Annotated in this window: 21 protein-coding genes; 12 read left to right on the top strand and 9 right to left on the bottom strand. The window is 66.4% G+C overall.

Annotated elements, in window-relative coordinates; all coding sequences use genetic code 11:
- Positions 1-116: 116 nt before the first annotated feature.
- Complete coding sequence (locus tag CRO22_RS11610; protein ID WP_097070329.1) at positions 117-812, bottom strand: HAD family hydrolase; 696 nt, start codon at positions 810-812, stop codon at positions 117-119.
- 170 nt (positions 813-982) lie between these two features.
- Between CRO22_RS11610 and clpS the strand changes: the two genes are divergently transcribed.
- From clpS to CRO22_RS11595, 3 genes are read left to right on the top strand one after another with little or no spacing between them, the layout of a single operon-like run.
- Positions 983-1,309, top strand: coding sequence for an ATP-dependent Clp protease adapter ClpS (gene clpS, locus CRO22_RS11605; protein ID WP_097070328.1), 327 nt, complete (start codon positions 983-985; stop codon positions 1,307-1,309).
- Between the two features lie 24 nt (positions 1,310-1,333).
- Positions 1,334-2,401, top strand: a complete 1,068-nt coding sequence (locus tag CRO22_RS11600) for a class I SAM-dependent methyltransferase (protein ID WP_097070327.1) — start codon at positions 1,334-1,336, stop codon at positions 2,399-2,401.
- Between the two features lie 32 nt (positions 2,402-2,433).
- Complete coding sequence (locus tag CRO22_RS11595) at positions 2,434-3,249, top strand: SDR family NAD(P)-dependent oxidoreductase (protein ID WP_097070326.1); 816 nt, start codon at positions 2,434-2,436, stop codon at positions 3,247-3,249.
- Here CRO22_RS11595 and CRO22_RS11590 read toward each other — a convergent pair whose 3' ends face one another.
- Positions 3,250-3,648, bottom strand: a complete 399-nt coding sequence (locus tag CRO22_RS11590; RefSeq protein WP_097070325.1) for a hypothetical protein — start codon at positions 3,646-3,648, stop codon at positions 3,250-3,252.
- 210 nt (positions 3,649-3,858) lie between these two features.
- Between CRO22_RS11590 and CRO22_RS11585 the strand changes: the two genes are divergently transcribed.
- A complete protein-coding gene (locus CRO22_RS11585) occupies positions 3,859-5,829 on the top strand; it encodes a DEAD/DEAH box helicase (protein WP_097070324.1) in 1,971 nt (656 codons plus the stop codon).
- Between the two features lie 61 nt (positions 5,830-5,890).
- Here CRO22_RS11585 and hemE read toward each other — a convergent pair whose 3' ends face one another.
- Positions 5,891-6,922 (bottom strand): uroporphyrinogen decarboxylase, encoded by a 1,032-nt coding sequence (gene hemE, locus CRO22_RS11580; protein WP_097070323.1) that lies wholly within the window; start codon positions 6,920-6,922, stop codon positions 5,891-5,893.
- Between the two features lie 117 nt (positions 6,923-7,039).
- On the opposite strand from hemE, the gene hemC reads away from it, so the two are divergent.
- The 3 genes from hemC (at position 7,040) to CRO22_RS11565 (ending at position 10,704) form a co-directional block, all read left to right on the top strand.
- Positions 7,040-7,987, top strand: a complete 948-nt coding sequence (gene hemC, locus CRO22_RS11575; protein WP_176518631.1) for a hydroxymethylbilane synthase — start codon at positions 7,040-7,042, stop codon at positions 7,985-7,987.
- 79 nt (positions 7,988-8,066) lie between these two features.
- The gene (locus tag CRO22_RS11570) at positions 8,067-9,458 is read left to right on the top strand and encodes an FAD-binding oxidoreductase (RefSeq protein WP_097070321.1); all 1,392 of its coding nucleotides are present in this window, start codon (positions 8,067-8,069) and stop codon (positions 9,456-9,458) included.
- 28 nt (positions 9,459-9,486) lie between these two features.
- Complete coding sequence (locus tag CRO22_RS11565; RefSeq protein ID WP_141399442.1) at positions 9,487-10,704, top strand: hypothetical protein; 1,218 nt, start codon at positions 9,487-9,489, stop codon at positions 10,702-10,704.
- Here CRO22_RS11565 and CRO22_RS11560 read toward each other — a convergent pair whose 3' ends face one another.
- Positions 10,705-11,406 (bottom strand): arylesterase, encoded by a 702-nt coding sequence (locus CRO22_RS11560; protein WP_097070319.1) that lies wholly within the window; start codon positions 11,404-11,406, stop codon positions 10,705-10,707.
- Here CRO22_RS11560 and CRO22_RS11555 point away from each other — a divergent pair.
- A complete protein-coding gene (locus tag CRO22_RS11555) occupies positions 11,405-12,088 on the top strand; it encodes an ABC transporter ATP-binding protein (RefSeq protein WP_097070318.1) in 684 nt (227 codons plus the stop codon). The two genes, CRO22_RS11560 and CRO22_RS11555, sit on opposite strands and share 2 nt — an antisense overlap.
- Positions 12,085-14,592: an ABC transporter permease gene (locus CRO22_RS11550; protein ID WP_097070317.1), complete on the top strand. Its 2,508-nt coding sequence runs from the start codon at positions 12,085-12,087 to the stop codon at positions 14,590-14,592. The genes CRO22_RS11555 and CRO22_RS11550 overlap by 4 nt, the downstream gene beginning before the upstream one ends.
- Positions 14,593-14,639: 47 nt before the next feature.
- Here CRO22_RS11550 and CRO22_RS11545 read toward each other — a convergent pair whose 3' ends face one another.
- Together CRO22_RS11545 and CRO22_RS11540 are read right to left on the bottom strand one after the other, a co-directional pair.
- Complete coding sequence (locus tag CRO22_RS11545; protein WP_097070316.1) at positions 14,640-15,110, bottom strand: transglycosylase SLT domain-containing protein; 471 nt, start codon at positions 15,108-15,110, stop codon at positions 14,640-14,642.
- A gap of 142 nt (positions 15,111-15,252) precedes the next feature.
- Entirely contained in the window at positions 15,253-17,685 is a 2,433-nt protein-coding gene (locus CRO22_RS11540; RefSeq protein ID WP_097070315.1) for a heavy metal translocating P-type ATPase, read from the bottom strand.
- A gap of 141 nt (positions 17,686-17,826) precedes the next feature.
- Between CRO22_RS11540 and CRO22_RS11535 the strand changes: the two genes are divergently transcribed.
- The gene (locus CRO22_RS11535) at positions 17,827-18,036 is read left to right on the top strand and encodes a YgaP family membrane protein (protein ID WP_097070314.1); all 210 of its coding nucleotides are present in this window, start codon (positions 17,827-17,829) and stop codon (positions 18,034-18,036) included.
- 108 nt (positions 18,037-18,144) lie between these two features.
- On the opposite strand, the gene bfr is transcribed toward CRO22_RS11535, so the two are convergent.
- Both bfr and CRO22_RS11525 read right to left on the bottom strand, forming a co-directional pair.
- Entirely contained in the window at positions 18,145-18,630 is a 486-nt protein-coding gene (bfr, locus tag CRO22_RS11530) for a bacterioferritin (protein WP_097070313.1), read from the bottom strand.
- An 18-nt stretch (positions 18,631-18,648) separates the two neighbouring features.
- Positions 18,649-18,894, bottom strand: a complete 246-nt coding sequence (locus CRO22_RS11525) for a (2Fe-2S)-binding protein (RefSeq protein ID WP_097070312.1) — start codon at positions 18,892-18,894, stop codon at positions 18,649-18,651.
- Between the two features lie 23 nt (positions 18,895-18,917).
- On the opposite strand from CRO22_RS11525, the gene CRO22_RS11520 reads away from it, so the two are divergent.
- Both CRO22_RS11520 and pssA read left to right on the top strand, forming a co-directional pair.
- Positions 18,918-19,772, top strand: coding sequence for a phosphatidylserine decarboxylase (locus CRO22_RS11520; RefSeq protein ID WP_097070311.1), 855 nt, complete (start codon positions 18,918-18,920; stop codon positions 19,770-19,772).
- A 36-nt stretch (positions 19,773-19,808) separates the two neighbouring features.
- Entirely contained in the window at positions 19,809-20,546 is a 738-nt protein-coding gene (gene pssA, locus CRO22_RS11515; protein WP_097070310.1) for a CDP-diacylglycerol--serine O-phosphatidyltransferase, read from the top strand.
- Positions 20,547-20,868: 322 nt separating this feature from the next.
- Here the strand turns inward: pssA and CRO22_RS19055 are convergent.
- A partial coding sequence (locus CRO22_RS19055) for a hypothetical protein (RefSeq protein ID WP_217991892.1) occupies positions 20,869-21,100 on the bottom strand: 232 nt, incomplete at its 5' end.

The following is a 21,100-nucleotide window of genomic DNA, read 5'->3' as shown; positions in this document are numbered from 1 at the left end:
CAACGGATCAGGGGTTGATACTATATGTTGCGGGCGTAAGCGATGACCCCTCATCCTGTAGTGTTGGTTGCACCTTTCCGCGTGGTCAAAGAGAGCAGACGCGTGCCTCGGGACGTTCATCCTATTCTTGTGATCAGGGCCTCGAGCCCCCCCAGGTCCGTGAGTTCCGCGAAGCGTGGATGGCCTTCGGGGCGCGGCGCGTGTTCGAGCGCCCAGGTCATCTCATGGGGCACATGCACGCCCCATCCGCCCGCCTCGAGCATCGGCAGCACGTCGGACTTGAGCGAATTGCCCACCATCATCGCCTCGGCCGGCCCGGTGCCATGGCGGGAGAACACGCGCGCGTAAGTCTCTGCGTGTTTGTCGGAGACGATCTCGACCGCGTCGAAAAGCTCCCCGAGCCCCGATTGCGCAAGCTTGCGTTCCTGATCGAGCAGATCGCCCTTCGTCACCAAAACGAGTCGGAACTGGCCCGAAAGCGCCTCCACCGCGCGGCGCGCCGCGGGCAGGAGTTCGATCGGATGGGCGAGCATCTCGCGCCCCGCGGCCAGGATTTCGCCGATCACCGTTGCGGGCACCCGACCCTCGCTCACCTCGATCGCGGTCTCGATCATCGACAGCGTGAACCCCTTCACGCCAAAGCCATAGGCGCCGACATTGCGCTTCTCTGCGGCAAGCAAGCTCTCATGCAGATGTGCGGGCTCCGCATGGCCTGCGAGCATCTCCTCGAACCGCGCCTGGGTGAGGCGGAAGAACCGCTCGTTGTGCCACAGCGTGTCATCGGCATCGAAGCCGATCGTGGTCAGTGCCATGCTGCCTCCTTGGCCCGCGCACGGCTGTGACCGGCGCCGCGGCAGCCTGCCGCGAGGGCTGCCGTTTGGCAACTGTTCCGCAAAGGCTTTTTTTCTGACACCATGTTCCTATATTGCGCCCCATGCGCAACGATTCCCTGCCCCCGGAGGACCCCGTGCTTCACCCCCTTATGGCCAGCGCCGGAGATGATGGCGAGTCCGAGGGCGATGCCGGGCTTGCCACCAAGACCAAGACCCGCACGCAGCGCCCGCCGATGTACAAGGTGCTGCTTCTGAACGACGATTACACACCGATGGAATTCGTCGTGCATATTCTCGAGCGGTTCTTCGGCATGACCCATGCCCAGGCCTTCGAGATCATGCTGACGGTGCACAAGAAGGGGCTTGCCGTTGTGGGCGTCTATTCCTTCGAGGTGGCCGAGACCAAGGTGGGCCAGGTGATGGATTTCGCCCGCCGCCACCAGCATCCGCTGCAATGCACGATGGAAAAGGAGTGAGGGCGCCCGCCCTCTGAGCCCGTCATGAGCCAGTCCCGCCTGTCGCTTGCGCTTGACGCGCCGGCTGCCCTGCCACCCGAGGGGCGCATTGCCCTGTTCCGCCCCACGGCGGAAACTGACCTTTCCGCGCTGCCCAAAGCGCGGCTCCATGTCCTTCAAGGCTTCCGCCCCGATCACGATGCGCTGCGCGCGCGCGGCTTCGAGGTGTCGGCCGAGGGGCAGGGGGCCTATGCGGCCGCCGTGGTCTTCGTGCCGCGCGCCAAGGCCGAGGCGCGCGCGCTTCTGGCCGCCGCCTGTGAAGCGGTTCTGCCCGGCGGGCCGGTCTTCGTCGATGGCCAGAAGACCGACGGGATCGACTCGATCCTGAAGGATCTGCGCGCCCGGATCGCTGTCACCGACCCGATCGCCAAGGCGCATGGAAAGATCTTTTCCTTTACCGCCGCGCCCGGCGCGCTGGCGGGATGGGAGGCGCAGCCGATCACGCCAGCGCCGGGGTTCACCACGCGCCCCGGCGTGTTTTCGGCCGAGGGCGTCGATCGCGGCTCGGCGCTTCTGGCCGCCTGCCTGCCCGAGCATCTGCCCGCCCGCGTGGTCGATCTTGGCGCCGGCTGGGGCTGGCTCTCGGCGCAGATCCTCGCGCGGCCCGGCGTCGAACGGCTCGATCTGGTGGAGGCCGAGGCCGCCGCGCTCGAGTGCGCGCGCCAGAACGTGACCGACCCGCGCGCAGTGTTCCATTGGGCCGATGCGCGCGCCTTCGCGCCCGATCCGCGGCCGCTTTGCGTGGTGATGAACCCGCCCTTCCACACCACCCGCGCCGCCGATCCGGCACTCGGCGCCGCCTTCATCCGCGCCGCGGCGGGCATGCTATCGCTCTCGGGCAGTCTTTGGATGGTGGCGAACCGGCATCTGCCCTATGAGGCGGTGCTGCGCGAGCGCTTTCACGAGGTGACCGAGATCACGCCCCCCTCCGGGCGCGATGGCGCCTTCCGTATCTTCCATGCCGCCCGGCCGATTGCCCATGCCGCGAAGACCCCGGCCGCCCCCGCCGCCGAACCCGCGAAACCCCGTCGCGTCGTGCGTGCCCGGCGCTGAGAGCGCCGCCCCGACCAGCCAAAGGAGCCTTCATGACGCTCGCCATTTCCGGCAAGACCGCTATTGTCACCGGTGCCGCCAACGGCATCGGCCTCGCCATCGCGCGCCATTTCCTCGACCGCGGCGCGCATGTGATTTGCGCCGATATCGACGAGGCGCGGCTGCAGGCCGAATGGGGCGATGCGGCGCGTGACGAAAACGGCCCGGTGCGGCTCTTCACCGGCAATCTCTGTGAAAAGCTCACCGCCGCCAATCTGCTTTCGGCCGCGGTCGATGCCTTCGAACGGATCGATGTTCTGGTCAATGCCGCGCGCGTCTTTGCGCCGACCCCCGATCCGCTCGATTATTCCGATACCGGGCTCGATGAGATGCTGGCGCAGAACATGAAATCGAGCCTGAGGCTCGCGCAGATGACGGCAAAGCGGATGATCGCCCAGGCAGAGAAGGAAGAGCGGACAACGGGGGAGCTTGGTTCTATCATCAACGTCTCGACCCTTGCCGGTTGCCGCAACCAGCCGCAACTGCTCAACTATTCCATCGCCTGCGCCGCGCAGGACCAGGCGACACGGGCGCTGGCCGTGGCGCTGGCGCCGCACCGGATCCGGGTCAACGGGGTGGCCTTCGCCTCGCTGATGAGCGCCTCTCTGCAAGTGGCGCTGAAGGAAAACACGCCCTGGCGCGGCGCGATTGCCGAGGGCACGCCGCTCGGCCGGATCGCCGCCGCCTCCGAGCTTGTCGACACGGTGCAATATCTCGCCTCGCCGGGCGCGGGCTTCGTGACGGGCCAGATCGTCACTATCGACGGCGGGCGGGGCCTGCTCGATCCGGTCTGCGTGCCCGCCTATTGATCATTCGGGATAGGTGGCCTTGCAGGCCGCCACCGCATTTTCGGCCGCGGGCGTGAGCGCCTTGATCTTTGCGCGCAGGCCGTCGCGCTTGCGCGCCTCGGTGGCGGGGTCGATGGCCACCTGACGGGTGCGGGTGACCGAATAATCCTCAAGGCACATGCGCGATTTCTCGATCACCGTGCCGTCGGCGCGGGTGATGCGATCCTGCCCGCAGACCTCCCAGCGCGTCATCGGCACCTCGTATTCCTCATAGGCATAGCCACGTGCCAGGTTCCCCTCGACTTCTCCGAGCAACGATTGCAGGTTGCGCAACTCGCGGGTCTCGCGGTGGATGCAGCGTTCCTGCGGCGTGCCGCAGGCAGCAAGGGCAATGAGGGCGAAAAGGGCGAGCTGGCGCATCGGGGCCTCCTGATTTGGCGCATTCTCGACTGCGGCGGCGCAGTTGACAAGCGGGGGAGGGGGCGCGGCCCCCTGTTGCGTGCCGTGACTCCCCCGGGATATTGGGGCAAAGTCGAAGGGCCAGTATTTTGCGCCGCGGTGCAGTCTGGGCTTTCTTTTTGGGCGGAAGGGGCGTAGAAGCCGCGCTTTCCGCCATATGAAAGCGCCCCCATGACCGAGTTTCCCCATCTTCCCGCAGCGCTCGCACAGGCGCTGGTCGCGCGAGGCTATGAAGCCCTCACGCCGGTGCAGGAGGCGGTGACAAAACCCGAGATCGCGGGGCGCGACCTGCTCGTTTCTGCGCAGACGGGGTCAGGCAAGACCGTGGCCTTCGGCCTGGCGATGGCGGGCGAGTTGATCGGCGAGTCCGGGATTTCGCCTTACCCCGATCTGCCGCGCGCGCTTGTGGTGGCGCCGACGCGCGAGCTGGCGATGCAGGTGAGCCGCGAGCTGGGCTGGCTTTATGCCGGCGCGGGGGCGGTGATCGCGGGCGCCGTGGGCGGCATGGATGCGCGCGCCGAGCGCCGCGCGCTCGAGCGCGGCGCGCATATCGTTGTCGGCACGCCGGGGCGGATTTGCGACCATATCCGGCGCGGCGCGCTTGATCTGGCCGCGCTTTCAGCGGTGGTGCTCGACGAGGCCGACGAGATGCTCGACCTCGGCTTCCGCGAAGACCTCGAATTCATTCTGGAATCGGCGCCCGAGAGCCGTCGCACGCTGATGTTCTCGGCCACCGTGCCGCGCGAGATCGAGCGGCTGGCGGGCACGTTCCAGCGCGAGGCGGAGCGGATCTCCACCATCACCGCGCGCGAAAGCCATGCCGATATCGACTACCGCGCCTTTCTGGTGGACAGGGGCGACCGCGAGAATGCGATCGTCAACCTCTTGCGCTTTCATGAGGCCGAACGCGCGATCGTGTTCTGCTCGACCCGCGCGGCTGTTGCCCATCTCACCGGGCGGCTGCTGAACCGCGGCTTCTCGGTCGTCGCGCTGTCGGGGGAACTCACACAGGACGAACGCTCGCGTGCGCTGCAGATGATGCGCGACGGGCGGGCGCGGGTGTGCATTGCCACCGATGTGGCGGCGCGCGGCATCGACCTGCCGGGGCTTGAACTGGTGATCCATGCCGATCTGCCGATGAACCGCGAGGGGCTTTTGCACCGGTCGGGCCGGACCGGTCGGGCCGGGCGCAAGGGGCTTTCGGCGATTGTCGTGCCGGTGAACATTCGCGCCAAGGCCGAACGGCTGATCCGTGAGGCGGGAGTGGCGGTCACCTGGGATACCGCGCCCACGCCCGAGGCGATTCTCGCGCGCGACGAAGAGCGGATGCTGACCGAGCCCGGCCTCACCGAGCCGGTGACGGCCGAGGAATTCGACGCTGTCGAGCGGTTGCTGGCGGCGTTTCCGGCCAAGCAACTGGCGGCAGCGGTGCTGCGCCAGTTCCGCGCCGCGCGCACCCCGCCCGAAGATATCGTGCCGATGACGGTGGGCGAGGGGCCGAAGCCGCGGGCGCGCGAAGAATTTGGCGCTGCGCGCTGGTATCGGCTCTCGATGGGGCATGACCAATGGGTCGATCCGAAATGGCTCTTGCCGATGCTGTGCCGTGCGGGGGACCTGACGCGCCGCGACATCGGCATGATCCGGGTGATGCAGGACGCGACCTTCGTGCAGATCCATGAAAGCATGGCGGCGCGGTTCGAGGCGGGGCTCGGGCCCGACCGGGTGATGGAGGGCAAATGCACCGTCGAGACGCTGCCGGGCATGCCCGAGGGGCTCGACCGTCCGGCGCCGAAGCCCGCGCGCTGGGGCAACAAGGGGGGCGAGCGCGCCGAGCGCAAGCCCTACGAGAAAAAGCCTTATGCCGCGCGCAGCTATGGGGACAAACCGGCCCCGAAGCCGCATCGCAAGGGCCCGCCGCGCGAGGAGCGTGCCGAGGGTGAGGCGCGCTTCGAGCCCGCCGAGCGCCCGGCCCGCAAACCCGATGGCGCGGCGCCCAAGGGCCGCAAGGCCGCGCCCTGGGCGCGCGAAGGGGGCCATGGTGCCGCGGCAAAGGACGGCAAGCCGAAGGCGAAATATGGCGCGAAGCCGGGGCCCGGGCCGAAACCCGGCAAGCCCGGACCGAAAAAGCCGCGCAAGGCCTGAAAACCGACATAAGAAAAGGGGGCCTTGCGGCCCCCTTTTGCTTTGGTCTCCCAACCGCAGCTTACCCCTTGCGGATGGTTTCCATCAGCAGCGTGACGTTTTCCGGGTCGGCCTCGGGGGTGATGCCATGGCCGAGGTTGAAGATATGCGGCCCGTTCTTGAACGCCGCCACCACCTTCTGCGTCGCCTCGACCAGCGCCTGCCCGCCCGTCACCATATAGGACGGGTCGAGGTTGCCCTGCACGCAGCCGTCTTTTTGCACATTCGCGGCGGCCCATTCGGGCGAGACCGAATTGTCGATCGCCACGCAATCGGCGCCGGTCTTTTTCGCAAAGCCGATGTAGCCCTCGCCCGCCTCGCGCGGGAAGGCGATGACCGGCAGGCCGGGGAAGCGGGCTTTCAGCTCGGCGGTGATGCGCTTGGCCGGTGCGACCGCGAAATCTTCGAAATCCTGCCCTTTGAGCGAGCCCGCCCAGCTGTCGAAGAGCTTGACGACTTCGCAGCCCGCTTCGACCTGTTTGGAGAGATATTCGATCGTCGCATCGGTGACCGCATCGATCAGCGCCGAGAAGGCGGCGCGGTCGGTGTCTTTGAACTTGTGCGCAGCGGCCTGATCTTTCGAGCCACGGCCCGCGATCATGTAGGTCGCCACGGTCCAGGGCATGCCGGCAAAGCCGATGAAGGTGGTTTCCTTCGGCAGCTCGCGCGAGAGGATCTTGCAGGTCTCATAGACCGGGGCGAGCTTGTCGTGGATGTCATCCTTGCCCTTGAGCGCCTTCACGCCCTCCATCGAGGTGACGGTGGACATGCGCGGCCCTTCGCCGGTTTCGAACCAGAGGTCGAGCCCGAGCGCTTGCGGCAAAAGCAGGATATCGGCAAACAGGATCGCCGCGTCAAAGCCATAGCGGCGGATCGGTTGCAGCGTCACTTCCGCCGCCAGATCGGGCGTGTAGCACAGCGAAAGGAAGTCGCCCGCCTGCGCGCGCGTGGCCCGGTATTCGGGCAGATAGCGGCCCGCCTGCCGCATCAGCCAAACCGGGGGCGTGGGAAGAACTTCACCCTTGAGGGCGCGCAGCATCGTCTTGTCGGTCATGGAGGCCTCCTTACTTGCTCTCTTTCATCGTCCCCTGCGGCTGAATGTCAAGTCTTGTTGACACTTGTAAAGCTTGCGCGGGCAATCTGACGCGGATATGCCAAGCGTATGGAACAGATGCCCTCGCCCAAAGCCCCGCTGAAGATCGGCACCCGCGGCAGCCCTCTGGCGCTCGCGCAAGCCTTTGAGACCCGTTCGCGGCTCATGGCCGCGCATGATCTGCCCGAAGACGCCTTCGAGATCGTCGTGATCAAGACCTCGGGCGACAACGCGGCCCTGATCGCCGCCGACAAGCCTCTGAAAGAGGTGGGGGGCAAAGGCCTCTTCACCAAAGAGATCGAAGAGGCGATGATCTCCGGCGGCATCGATATTGCCGTGCATTCCATGAAGGACATGCCGACGGTGCAGCCTGAGGGACTGATCCTCAACTGCTACCTGCCGCGCGAAGACACCCGCGACGCCTTCGTTTCGCTGAAATACGACTCGCTGGATGCCCTGCCCGAGGGCGCTGTGGTCGGCACCTCTTCGCTTCGTCGTCGCGCGCAGCTCGCCTATCGCCGCCCCGATCTGAAGATGGTCGAGTTCCGCGGCAACGTGCAGACCCGGATGAAAAAACTGCAAGACGGCGTGGCCGATGCCACCTTCCTTGCGCGCGCCGGCCTGAACCGTCTGGGCATGTCGGATGTGGCGAAATCCTCGATCGAGCCCGAAGACATGCTGCCCGCCGTGGCGCAGGGTTGCATCGGCATCGAGCGCCGGATCGCTGACGAACGTTGCGCCGAACTGCTCTTGCCCTTGATGGATGGCCCCTCGGGGCTGCGGCTCGCCTGCGAACGCGCCTTCCTGCGCACGCTCGATGGCTCGTGCGAGACCCCGATTGCGGGTCTGTCGATCATCGATGGCGACGAGATCTGGCTGCGCGGCGAGATCCTGCGCCCCGATGGTTCGGAAGCGATCGCCGATGCGATTCGCGGCCCTGCCACCGATGGTGAACGGCTGGGCGAGGAACTCGCCAAGCGTATGCTGGCAGCAGCGCCCGCTGATTTCTTCAGTTGGCGGTGCTGAACCGCTGAGCCCTTCTAGACACCGGGCCGGGAAGAAGCGCAGACTTCTTTCCGGCCCTTCCATATCGTGCGGAACTGCGATGGACCTGATCGCCAAGCTTGCCGAAATTCTCGGCCCTGACCACGTGCTCACCGGCGCCGACGCTGCGCGTTTCGGCCGCGAATGGACCGGTCATTACCGCTGGACCCCGCTCGCCGTGGTGCGCCCCGCACACACCGCAGAAGTGGCCGCCGTGCTGCGTCTCGCCCATCTGACCGGCACGAAAGTGGTGCCGGTGGCAGGCAATACCGGGCTGAATGGCGGAACCTATGCCGAAGGGGCGCTGATGCTTTCGCTCGCGCGGCTCAACAAGGTGCGCGAGATCAACGTGCAGGCGCGAACCGTTGTGGCCGAGGCGGGCGTGGTGCTCGAAACGCTCCACGATCTTGCCGGGGGGCACGGGCTCGCCTTCCCGCTTACCTTCGGCTCTAAGGGGTCCGCGATGGTGGGGGGTTTTTTGTCCACCAATGCGGGGGGGTCGAATGTGGTGCGTTACGGATCGGCGCGCGCACTCTGCCTCGGGCTGGAAGTGGTGCTGGCCGACGGGCGGATCTGGCACGGACTGACCGGTCTGCACAAGGACAACACCGGCTATGATCTGCGCGATCTGGTCATCGGCGCCGAGGGGACGCTCGGCATCATCACCGCCGCGGTGCTCAGGCTCACCCCGGCGCCCACGGCCTATGCCACCGCGCTTGTCGGGCTTGAGACTCTGGCCGATGCGCTTGCTCTCCTCAATGCGATTCAGGCGGCCACCGGCGGTGCGGTCGAGGCGTTCGAGTTCATGCCCGAACGCTATATGGACCGGCTCGCCTCCGCCCGCCCGGGGCTGGCCTGCCCGTTCCCGCCCGCGCCGGTGAACCTGCTCGTCGAAATCGCCAGCACCACGCCCACCGATACCGGCGCGGCGATCGATCCCGTGTCCCGGCTCGAAGCGCTTTTGGGGGCGGCGCTAGCCGCGGGGCGGATTCAGGATGCGGTGATCGCGCAATCCACTGCGCAGCGCAGCAAGCTCTGGGAGATGCGCGAATCAGCCGCCGAAATCACCTTCACCACGCCCGATATCGTCGATTGCGACATTGCCTTGCCGCTCGACCGGCTGGAGACGTTTCTCGTGCGGATGACACCGCGTCTTGCGGCACTCGATCCGGAGGCCGAAGAACTGGTGATCGGCCATCTGGGAGATGGCAATCTGCATTACACCGCCTATCCTTCGCGCTCCGATCCGGCGCTTGGCGCGGCGATCCGGGCGGCGGTGACCGAAGAAGCCGTCGCACTTGGCGGCAGTTTCTCGGCCGAGCACGGGGTGGGGATCTCGAAACGCGCAACGATGGCCGCGCACAAGGATCCGGTGGCGCTCGAGATGATGGCGGCGATCAAGACGGCGCTCGATCCGAAGGGGATCCTGAACCCCGGCAAGGTGCTGCCGTAAGCTCTTGAACTTCGCGCGGCTGCGGCGCATGGATCGCGGCATCATGACGCTCTCCACGCCCTTCCGCCCGCTGATGCGGCTCCCTGCGCTGCGCCTTGCCGCGGTGCTTCTTGTGCTCTTCGGTGCCCATGCGGCGACGCTCGCGCCCTATGTCTCCTCGCTCGCGGTGACCCGCTTCGGGCTCTCTGATCGCGCGTTTTCCGGGCTTCTCGTCGCGGCAGCCTGTGTCGCCGTTTCGGCCTCGGTGATTTTCGGCATCCGCGCCGATCAGCGCGCCAACCGTCGCCAGATCGCGCTGACCGCGATTGGCGCGCTCACCTTCGGCACAGCGCTCGTGACGCTGTTTCCGACCACGCCGGTCTTCGTGCTGGCGCATGCGCTCTTGCTGCCGATCTCGGGGGCGATCTTCGGTCAGGTCTTCGCGCTCGCGCGCCTTGCCGCCTCGACCTGCCCGCCCGAGGAACGCCCGGCGGTGCTTTCCACCCTGCGCGCGCTGTTCGCGCTGCCCTGGGTCGTGGTGTTGCCGATCTGGTCGGTGGTGTTTCGTACCGGCACGCCGCTCACCGTGGTCTATCCGGCCTGTCTTGTCTTCGCCGGGCTGATGCTGGCGTTGACCTGGCTTTTCTGGCCGCGCGACGGGGCGACGGCCTGGGCCGATGCGCCCTCGGGGCTGAGCTTCCGCGCCGCTTTGCGCGAGATCTCCCATCCCGCAGTGCTGGTGCGAGTGCTCGCACTCGGCACGATCAACGGCGCAGTGATGCTTTATATGGTCGTCGTCGGCCTTGTGTTCGCGCAGATCCCGTTCCGTGGCCCCTCCGACACGGCGCTTTATGCGGGCATCATGGCGGGGCTTGAGGTGCCCTTCATGCTGGCGCTACCCTTCGTGATTAGCCGCATCCGCCAGACCTGGCTGATCTTCATCGGCGCGGTGCTTTACGCCATCCACCTTGCCGGCATCCCGATCCTCGCCGAAAGCCCCGCGGTCTGGGCGCTTACGCTCTCGGGCGCGATCGGTGGTGCGATCGTGCTGACCCAGCCGATGGCCTATTTGCAGGAGTTGATGGCAGAGCGCCCCGGCGCGGGGGCCTCGCTCATGGCGCTGCAAAAGCTCGCGGGCGACGGTGTCTCCGCAGCGGTCTTCGCCATCGGCGCGGCGCTTGCGGGCTATGGGCTCGCGGCTTTCCTCGGCGCCGGGCTCAGCCTTCTGGGCGCGGGGCTCCTTGTCGCGCTCGACCGGCGCCGCTGATCAGCGCGCGGGGTTCGCCTGCGCGAGCACTTCCAGCACTTTCGGGCCGAGCGCCTCGACCACGAGTTTCACCCCCGCCGCGGAAGGGTGAATGCCATCGGCCTGCATCAGCCCCGCGCTTGCCCGTTCCTCGGGCGTCTTTGCCGCGATGGGGGCGAGCAGGTTCTCCACCACCACGGCCTCGTATGTCGCGCCGAGTTCCGGCCAGATCGCGTTGAATTTCATCTGATAGTCCGCGCCGTAATTCCCCGGCACAGCGAGTCCCACGAGCGCCACGGGCAGCCCCTTTGCCGTCACTTCGGCGAGCATCGCATCGAGGTTTGCGCGTGCCTGTTCGGGCGGCTGGCCGCGCAGCATGTCATTGCCGCCAAGCTCGATCATCACCGCGTCCACCTCGGGCGTGAGCGACCAGGAAAGGCGCGCCCGCCCGCCCGAAGTCGTATCGCCGGAGACGCCCGCATTGATCACCGTCACTTCGGCACCATGGGCGTTCAGCCAGCTCTCGAGCTGCGGGACCAGCCCGTCTTCCGGGGGGAGCCCGTAGCCCTGCGTGAGGCTGTCGCCCACCGCCAACAGGGTGAGCGGTTCCGCCATTGCCCCCGAAAGCGTGAGCGAAAACGTTGCAAACCCCGCGACCAATACCTTGCCCGGGGCGCGCAAGACCCCATATCCCTTTGAAACGACTGACAGGCAGGTTTGCATGACCGACACGGTTCTCTCCCTCAAGGATGCACGGTTGACGCTTGCGGGAAACGCGGGCCCGGTCGAGATCCTGCGCGGCATCACGCTCGACATCACAAAGGGGGAAAGCGTGGGGCTGGTGGGGCCTTCGGGCTCGGGCAAGTCGTCGCTCCTGATGCTGATGGGCGGGCTTGAGCGCGCCACTGGGGGGCAGGTCACGGCGCTGGGCCGGGATCTCACCGCGCTGGGCGAGGATGATCTGGCGCGCTTCCGTAGAGGGAATATGGGCATCGTGTTCCAGTCTTTCCACCTTGTTCCGACGATGACGGCGCTCGAAAACGTCGCTTTGCCGCTCGAAATTGCGGGGGCGGCGGATGCGCAGGCACGGGCGAAGGCGGAGCTGGACCGGGTCGGGCTCGGCCATCGCCACGGCCATTACCCGGCCGAGATGTCGGGCGGCGAGCAGCAGCGCGTGGCGCTGGCGCGCGCCGTGGCGCCGCGCCCGGCGATTTTGCTCGCCGATGAGCCGACCGGCAACCTTGATGCCAAGAACGGCGCCGCGATCATCGATCTGCTCTTTGACCTTCAGGCGCAGACCGGGGCGACGCTGGTGCTTGTCACCCATGCGCCCGATCTGGCGGCGCGGTGCGGGCGGCTCGTGCATCTGGCGGATGGCGTTCTGGCCGAAGGGGCACCGGCATGAGGCTTGCGCTGCGCATCGCGCGCGCCGAATTGCGGGGCGGCCTGAACGGCTTTCGCATCTTCCTGCTGTGCCTGATGCTGGGTGTTGCCGCGATTGCTGCGGTGGGCGAAGTGCGTGAGGCGATCAAGGCCGGGCTCGCCTCCGAAGGCGCGGTGATGCTCGGCGGTCAGGCGGAATTCGGCTTTAGCTATCGCCGTGCCAGCGCGGAGGAGCGCCGCTGGATCTCTGATCATGCGGCGCGAGTCTCCGAAATCGTCGATCTGCGCTCGATGGCCACAACCGAAGACGGTGGTGAGACCGCGCTGACCCAGCTCAAGGCCGTCGACGGGGGGTGGCCGCTTCTGGGTGCGGCCATGCTGGACCCGCCCGTCGGGGTCGAAGCACTCGCCGGCGTGGATGGAACGCCCGGTGCCTTTCTAGACCCGGTGCTTGCCGACCGGCTCGGACTGAAGGTGGGGGACCGGTTCAAGCTCGGTGGTGAAACCTTCGTATTGATGGCGCGGTTGATGCGCGAACCCGATGCGGCGAGCGCGGGCATGTCCTTTGGCGCGCGCTCGGTGGTGGCGCTTGCCGCGCTTGAGGGCACGCCGCTTCTGGCGCCGGGCACACTTTATGAAACGAAATATCGGGTTCTGCTGCCGGAGGGGACCAGCGTCGCGGCGCTCCAATCTGCGGCGCGCGCGCGGTTCAAGGGCGCGGGCATGAAATGGGCCGATGAAACCCGCGCCGCCCCCTCGGTCGAGCGGTTCACCGATCGGCTCGGCTCTTTCCTCGTGCTTGTCGGTCTTGCGGGGCTTGCGGTCGGCGGGGTTGGCATCTTTGCCACGGTGCAGGCCTGGATCACGCGCAAATCCGCCACCATCGCCACGCTGCGCGCGCTTGGCGCCTCGGGCGCCACGATCCGCGCGGCCTTCCTGATCCAGCTCGCCGCGCTCACGCTTCTGGGCGTCAGTGCCGGGCTTGTCTTCGGCGCGGGGGCTGTATTGGCCTTCGCGGGGCCGATCGCTGCGGTGATGCCGGTGCCGGTCGAGGTCACGCTGACGGCCCGCCCGCTGATCGAAGCGGCCCTTTATGGTGCGTTGACGGCGGCGATCTTCGCGCTCTGGCCTTTGGCAAAGCTGAGTGAATTGCGCGCCGCAACGCTTTACCGTGAAAGTGAAGCCAACCGTCGCGGCCTGCCGCCCAGAGGCACGCTCGTTCTGATCGCCGTGCTGACCGCGGCGCTGGTGCTGGCGGCGGTGCTGTTCTCGGGCCTCGTGATGCTGACGCTTTCAACACTCGGAGGCGTGGCCGTGGCGCTCGCCCTGCTTGCGCTTGCCGCCATGGGCATCCGCAAGCTTGCCCGTCACCTTGCCCCCCGCACGTGCCGCCGCCCTGCACTTCATGCCGCACTCGCCGCCATCGGGGCGCGCCGTTCGGAAGCGACGGCGGTGATCCTTGCGCTCGGTCTTGGCCTTTCGGTGCTCTCCGCCGTGGCGCAGGTGCAAAGCGGGCTCAGGGGCGCCATCGCCGAGGAACTTCCACGCGAGGCCCCCGCCTTTTTCCTCCTCGACATCCCGCCGCCCGAACGCGCTGCGCTCGTGGCGCGGCTGATGGGGCAGGAAGGCGTGAGCCGCGTCGACACCGTGCCGATGCTGCGCGGCATCGTCACCGAAATCAACGGGACCGAAGCGCGCAAAGTGGCTGGCGAGCACTGGGTTTTGCGGGGCGACCGGGGCGTGACCTTCGCCGAGACCCCGCGCGAGCCGCTGACTGCCGGGCAATGGTGGCCGCAGGATTATGCCGGCCCGCCCCTGGTTTCCGTGTCGGCCAAGGAAGGGGAGGAGCTGGGGCTCAAGCTCGGCGACAGGCTCACCGTCAACATCCTCGGGCGCGACATCATTGCCAGCATCTCCTCCTTCCGCAATGTCGATTTCTCGACCATGGGGATCGGCTTCGTGCTCACCTTCGACCCGGCCGCACTCGCGGGCGCGCCCCATACCGACCTGGCCACCGTCTATGCGCCGCCTGCAGCCGAGGCGGAGCTGTTGCGGCTGATGGCGCGGGAATTTCCGACCGTGACCGCGGTGCCGGTGCGCGAGGCGCTGGCGCGGGTGAGCGAGGCGCTCGGTGCGATTGCCACGGCGGTTTCTGTCGCGGCCTCGGTAACGTTGTTGACCGGCTTTGCCGTGCTTTTGGGAGCGGCTGCGGCGGGAGAAGAGGCGCGGGCGCGCGAAGCCGCCCTTCTGAAAGTGCTCGGCGGCACGCGCGGGCTCATTCTGCGCTCTTTCGCCCTGCGCGCCGCGATTCTCGGGGCCGCGGCAGGAGGGATCGCTGTCGGCGTCGGGGCGCTCGCCGGATGGGCGGTGCTTACGCTGGTGATGGAGAGCAGCTTCCGCTTCGATCTGCTCGCGGCCGGGCTGGTGATTGCGGGCGGTATGGCGGCGGTACTGATTGCGGGCACGCTTTTCGCGCTTGGCCCGCTCGCGGCGCGCCCGGCCCGGGTGCTGCGCTCTGCCGAATAAAGACCCCGCCGGAAAAGGGCGGGGCAGGTGGCGCATGAGGGATCGGGTCAGACGCTCCTGACCTGGTCGAGGATGCCGCGCCGTTTGGCCTCGTAATAATAGCCGCGCGCATACCACATGACTGCGGCGGCTTCATTGCCATCGGCACAAAGCCAGGCGCCGCGCAGATATTTGACGCCATAGCGCAGGTTCATATCCGCCTCGAGCAGCTTCTCGGGGGCTCCCGAGAAACCCATGCCACGCGCCGTTTGCGGCAGGATCTGCATCAGCCCGTAATAGGGGCCGTTGCGCGCGCCGGGGTTGTAGCCGCTCTCGCGCTGCACGACGCGATGCACGAGGCTGCGCGGCACTTCGTAATGATCAGCCCAGGTGTTGATCTTGTGGCGCAGTTCGGGCGTTTCCCCGGCGTGCAGATCAATCCCGTCGGGCGGGCTCTTCGAGGACATTCTGGCATTGCCACAGGCCGAAAGGCCGGTCAGCGCGGCGGCGCCGAGCAGAAGGGAACGGCGAGAAAGCATTGTGCCTCCGGGCATCGGTTCTGGACTTCACGGGCTCGTTTCACCCCTGATACAGAGCCGTGAAGGCCCGGGCAAAAAGATTTTCCCTCACGCGAGCGCGATGGGCGGAGCCTTGCCGATGACCCGAGGGCAGGGGCCGGGCTCAGCCGGCGGCGCGGCGCAGCCGGAGCGCGTTGGTGACCACGAAAACCGAAGAAAGCGACATCGCGCCCGCCGCAAGCATCGGCGAGAGGCCGGGGCCACCGAAGGGAACAAGGGCGCCCATCGCTACAGGAATCAATGCGGTGTTATAAGCGAAGGCCCAGAACAGGTTTTGGCGGATATTGCGCATCACCGCGCGCGAAAGCGTCACCGCCCGTGCTGCGCCGCGCGGATCGGCGCCGGTGATTACCACTTCGGCCGCCTCGATGGCCACATCGGTGCCCGAGCCGAGCGCAAGGCCGACATCGGCGGCCGCGAGGGCGGGGGCATCATTGATGCCATCGCCCACGAAAGCCACCGCGCCGCGGGCCTTGAGGGCTGTGATCGCCTCCACCTTGCCTGCGGGGAGCACCCCGGCCGTGACCTCCGTGATGCCGAGCCCGCGCGCGACAGCCTCGGCCGTGGCCTGCGCATCCCCAGAGATCATCGTGACCGCGACGCCCGCGCGCCCGAGCGCGGCGACGGCTTCGGCGGCATGGGGTTTGGGCGGGTCAGACAGGGCGAGCACGGCGACCGGGGTTCCGTCGAGCGCCAGAAGCACCGGCGTTTTGCCTTCTTGCGCAAAGGCTCCGGCCGCGTCGTTCAGGGGAGTGGTATCGATGCCCGCCTCGCGGAGCGCGGCCAAGTTGCCCAGCAGGATCTGCCGCCCCTCGACCTCGGCCGAAAGGCCCCGTCCGGGGGTGGCGGTGACCTTGCGGGCACGGGCAGGCGGAAGCCCGCGCGCTTTGGCGGCGGCGAGGATCGCATGGGCGAGCGGATGTTCGGAGCGCGACTCGGCGCCCGCGGCAAGACGCAAGATCTCGTTTTCGGGCATCTGCGCCGCGCGGAAAAGCCCGGTCAGCGCCGGGCGGCCCTCGGTGAGCGTGCCGGTCTTGTCGAAGGCGACGGTCTGGATCTCGGCGAGCCGTTGCAGCGCGTCACCGCGGCGGAAGAGAAGGCCCAGTTCCGCACCGCGCCCGGTGCCGACGAGAATCGAGACCGGCGTGGCCAACCCCATCGCGCAGGGGCAGGCAATGATCATCACCGAAATTGCGGCGACGAGCGCAGCGGAAAGGCCCTGTCCGAGGCTGAACCAGATCAGGAAGGTGACAGTGGAAAGGGCCATCACCGCGGGCACGAAGACGCGGGTGACCTTGTCAACGAGCGCCTGCACCGGGAGTTTCTGGCCCTGCGCCTCCTCCACCAGCGCGATGATGCGGGCCAGCACGGTATCGGTGCCGGTGGCGGTGACACGGAAGAGAAGGGCCGAGGTGCCGTTCACTGTGCCGCCGGTGACGGCGCTGCCCGGCACTTTTTCTACCGGGACGGGCTCGCCGGTAAGCATGCTCTCATCGACGAAACCGGAACCTTCGGTGACGACGCCATCCACCGCGATGCGCGCGCCGGGCGCCAGTTCGACCAGATCGCCGGAGGCGAGTTCCTCGATGGGCAGCTCGATGACCGTGCCGTCCCGCAGCACCCGCGCGGTGGCGGGGCGCAGCCCGATCAGGCGGGAGATCGCCGCGCCTGCCTGCCCCTTGGCGCGGGCTTCGAGCCAGCGCCCGAGCAGGATCAGCGTCACGATCACCGCGGCTGCCTCGAAATAGACGTCGAAACTGCCCGGTGGCAGCAAGGCGGGCGTGAGCACGACCATTGCCGAATAGAGATAAGCTGCGCCAGCGCCAAGCGCGACGAGCGAATTCATCTCCGGGGCGAGGCGGAGGAGGGCGGGCAGGCCGAGGCGGAAGAACATCCGCCCCGGAAAGACCAGCACGAGCGTGGTAAACAGGAACTGGATTTCCTGCATGCCGCCTTCGCCCAGGATCCGCGCCAGCGCATGATGGAGCGGCGGGTAAAGATGCGGTCCCATCGCGAGGAAGAAGACCGGCGCAGTGAGCAGCGCCGCGAGCAGGAAATGGGTGCCCAGCACCCGCACCTCGTTGGCCTGACGCTGTGCCATCGGTTCGGGCGCGGTCCCGGCGCTTGCGACGCGCGCCGGGTAGCCCGCCTCGGTCACCACCTGGGCAAGCTCGGAAGGAGCGATCGCCCCCTGCGCATAACGCACCGTGGCGGTGTGGGTGGCGAGGTTGACAGCAGCCGAGAGCACGCCGGATGTGGCGGCGAGGGCGCGTTCCACCCGGCCCGAGCAACTTGCACAGCTCATCCCCTCGATCGTCAGCCGTGTCTCGGCTTCCGCGGCCGGGTATCCCGCCCGTTCGAGGGCCGCGGCGAGTGTTGCCGCGCTCGCGGGGGCGGCGAACTCGACCCGCACCGCGCGCGCGACCAGATTGGCGCTGGCCCCGGTCACGCCCGGTTCGGCCGCGAGCGCCCGTTCCACCCGGCCGGTGCAGGCGCCGCAATGCATTCCCTCGACAATGAATTTCGTGCTGGCCATGGGACACTCCTTTGACCTTCACTTGCGCCGGGACGGACGAAGGTCAAGGTTGCGAAATATTCCTGATCTTGAATTCGATGCGGGCGAGTGGTAGCTGGAAAGGCGTGTTAACGTTCTCTTTGCAACAACCGGAGCCTTCTCATGACTCTCGACCGCGCCGTTCTCGTATTCGCCGGTATCATGGTGCTTGTCAGCGTGATCCTGACTTGGACCGTTTCCATCTATTTCCTGTGGTTTACCGTATTCATCGGGGTGAACCTGATCCAGTCGGCCTTCACCGGTTTCTGCCCGGCGGCGATGGTGCTGGGCAAGATCGGCTTCAAGACCGGTTGTGCCTTCGAGGCAAAGTAACGAGTTCCGAAGAGATCCTGGCGGGGGAGTTGCCCCCACCAGGCCGTTTTGGCTCTGCCGAAACGGAAGGGTCTTCCACAGCCTTCGCGCAGAGCTGGAAGGAAGAGATCACTCCGCCTCGTCCATCGGCGCGGCATTCAAAAGCGCATAGCCAGATGCGCCGAGCCGGTCGTAAAGACCGATCTGGGTTTCCAGAAAATCCACATGCCCTTCTTCGTCGGTGATCAAGGCGTCGAAAATGTTCTTCGACACCACGTCGCCCACTTCCGCGCAATATTCTCGCGCCTCGCGATAGAGGGTGATCGCATCATGCTCCGCCGCCAGATCGCATTCGAGCGTTTCGCGCGGGCCCTCGCCGATCCGGAGCGGGTCAAGCTTTTGCAGATTCGGATGCCCCTCAAGGAACAGGATCCGCGCGATCAGCTTGTCGGCATGCCCCATTTCCTCGATCGATTCCTCGCGGCTTTTTTTGGCCATCTTCATCAGGCCCCAGTCTTCCTGCAGCCGGAAATGCACCCAGTATTGCGAAATCGCCGTCAGCTCGGAGCGCAGAGCTGCATTCAGGTAATCAATGACCTTCGCGTCGCCTTTCATGCCGTATCCTCTCCTGTGTCATCGGATCCGCAGGTTGCGCAGCTCGGCCGGAACCTCTGCTGCCTCTGCTGGAACCGCAAGATTGGCATTTCTCTGCATCGTGGCAAGGAAAAGCGGCATGCAGGTGCCGCAATCGGCGCGTTTGCCGAGTGCGCGATAGATCTTGCCCGGCGTGATGAGGGAAAAACGGTCAGATGCCCGCATCCAGTCGATGGCGGCATGGATATCGCGGTCGGTGATATGCTGACAGTGACAGATGATCATCGCGGGCTCCTTGTCCGAAAAACATGAGCAAAAGAGTCGAAAAAGTCAATCCGAGTCTTTTGCTCAAGGATCCGGGGCGCTCTGTCGCAACCCCGGTCCGGCGGCCGCGCCCCCGTTTCCTTCGGCCGCAAGTTGCGTTAGGAAGGCGCCGACGGAAAGACCAAAGAGAAAGGCTCGCAATGTCCGTTTCCATGCTTTCCACTTTCATCAAGCCGATGCATCCCGAGGGGGCGAAATTCGTCGGAATCGGGGCTGCGCTGACGCTGGTGCTGTTCCTGATCTGGGCGCCGCTCGGCTGGATCGGCACCGGGCTGACGATCTGGGTCTATTATTTCTTTCGCGATCCGCCCCGCGTGACGCCCACGCGCGAAGGTCTCATGGTGTCGCCTGCCGACGGGGTGGTGTCGCTTCTCGAGCCCGTAGTGCCGCCCGCCGAGCTCGGCCTCGGCGATCAACCGCTGATGCGGGTCTCGGTTTTCATGTCGGTGTTCAACTGCCATGTGAACCGTTTGCCGATGGCGGGGCGGATCACCAGGATCGCCTATCACGAGGGGCTGTTCCTGAATGCCTCGCTCGACAAGGCCTCGACCGATAACGAGCGCAATGGCATCGCGGTCGAAACCGCCGACGGGCTGCGCTATGGCGTCGTGCAGATCGCCGGGCTGGTCGCGCGGCGGATCGTCAGTTTCGTACAAGAGGGGGCGGTGCTGAAAACCGGCGAGCGCTTCGGGCTCATTCGGTTCGGCTCGCGGCTCGACATCTATCTGCCGGAAGGGGTGGACCCGATGGTCTGCATCGGGCAGACAATGATTGCAGGCGAGACGGTGATCGCCGATCTCCTGAGCCGCGAGGGTCCGCGGCTTGGCCGCAGGGACTGAATATTCCATGAATACCCCAGTGATCCGGGACGACCGATGAGCCTTGAGCCGCAAGACCGCGAACGCATGCCGTTCCTGATGCTTCTTCCCAATCTGGTGACGCTGGCGGGGATGTGCCTCGGGCTTACCTCGATCCGTTTTGCGATGGTGGGTAAATTCGAGACGGCAGTGCTGCTGCTGCTCTTCTCCGCCGCGATCGACGGGCTCGACGGGCTGATCGCGCGTCGGCTCAAGGCCACATCCGAATTTGGCGCCGAGCTCGACAGCCTGTCCGACTTTCTCTGTTTCGGGGTGGCGCCTGGCGTACTCGTTTACCGCTTCGCGATGGGAGAGGGGAACGCGCTCGGCTGGGTCTTCGTGCTCGTCTATGCCGCGGCGGCCTGCCTCAGGCTCGCGCGCTTCAATGTGATGCGTGGCGAGGATGGCGGGAGCACGACCCATTTTACCGGCGTTCCGGCCCCGGCAGGGGCGCTTCTGGCGCTTTTGCCGGTGTTCCTGAGTTTCGAGGGCTGGGTGGATGCGCGCGCGGTGCCGATGCTGGCGGCGATCTGGCTCGGGGTCGTGGGGCTTTTGATGATCTCGCGGCTGCGCACTTTCTCGCCGAAGTCTCTCAAGCTCAAGGGGTTGGGCGTGGTGGCCACGCTGATGGGGACGGTGATCGGCGTCGGTCTTCTGCTCACGAAGCTCTGGCTGTTCCTGATCGTCGTCGATCTGATCTATATCGCCGTTCTGCTGCCGGGGGTCTGGCGGATGCGCGGGCGAATCCTGCGTTGAGCCTGCAAGAGAGCGGAATTGGGGCCGGGGTGGAGCGATCCATCCCGGTTTTTTCATGCGCCGCGTCTGTCGGTGCCGGGGGAAAGACGGAATCACGGGGCTGTTCGCCGGCGCGACTCGGCAGAATCGCCGCAACGCATCGAGATTCGGCGCGAAATCTTCCCCGAAAGGGCGATCGAACACAGCCCCCGGTCGTGTTCTGGACCTGGCGCGTTTTCAGATTGCCCAAGTTTTCCTCAGGAAAACGAAGCCTAACGAAGAAAAATGACGATTTCGCAAAAATCCCTCTTGCGGCCCCCGATCGAGATGCGTAGAACACCCCTCACCGAAGCGGCACACACCGCAGCGGGACGCGGACCGGCGCCAACGAAAGGCGGCGCAGCAAAGCGGGAAGAATGACTGAGGTTAAACGGCCTGAAACGCCATAGTAAGAATGGCGCTTCTGGTTTGTTTTTGCCTCCTGCTCTTTGACATTGATGGATATCTGAAGAGATATGTGGGCGGTTTGGGCGCGAAAGCGACTGCGGACCGAGACATATCGGCGCTCTAGCTTC

Origin of the sequence: Rhodobacter maris (assembly GCF_900217815.1) — a bacterium.
Taxonomy (GTDB): Bacteria; Pseudomonadota; Alphaproteobacteria; order Rhodobacterales; family Rhodobacteraceae; genus Rhodobacter; species Rhodobacter maris.
Note: the sequence above shows the minus strand (reverse complement) of the source record. Positions and strands in the feature narration are given on the sequence as shown.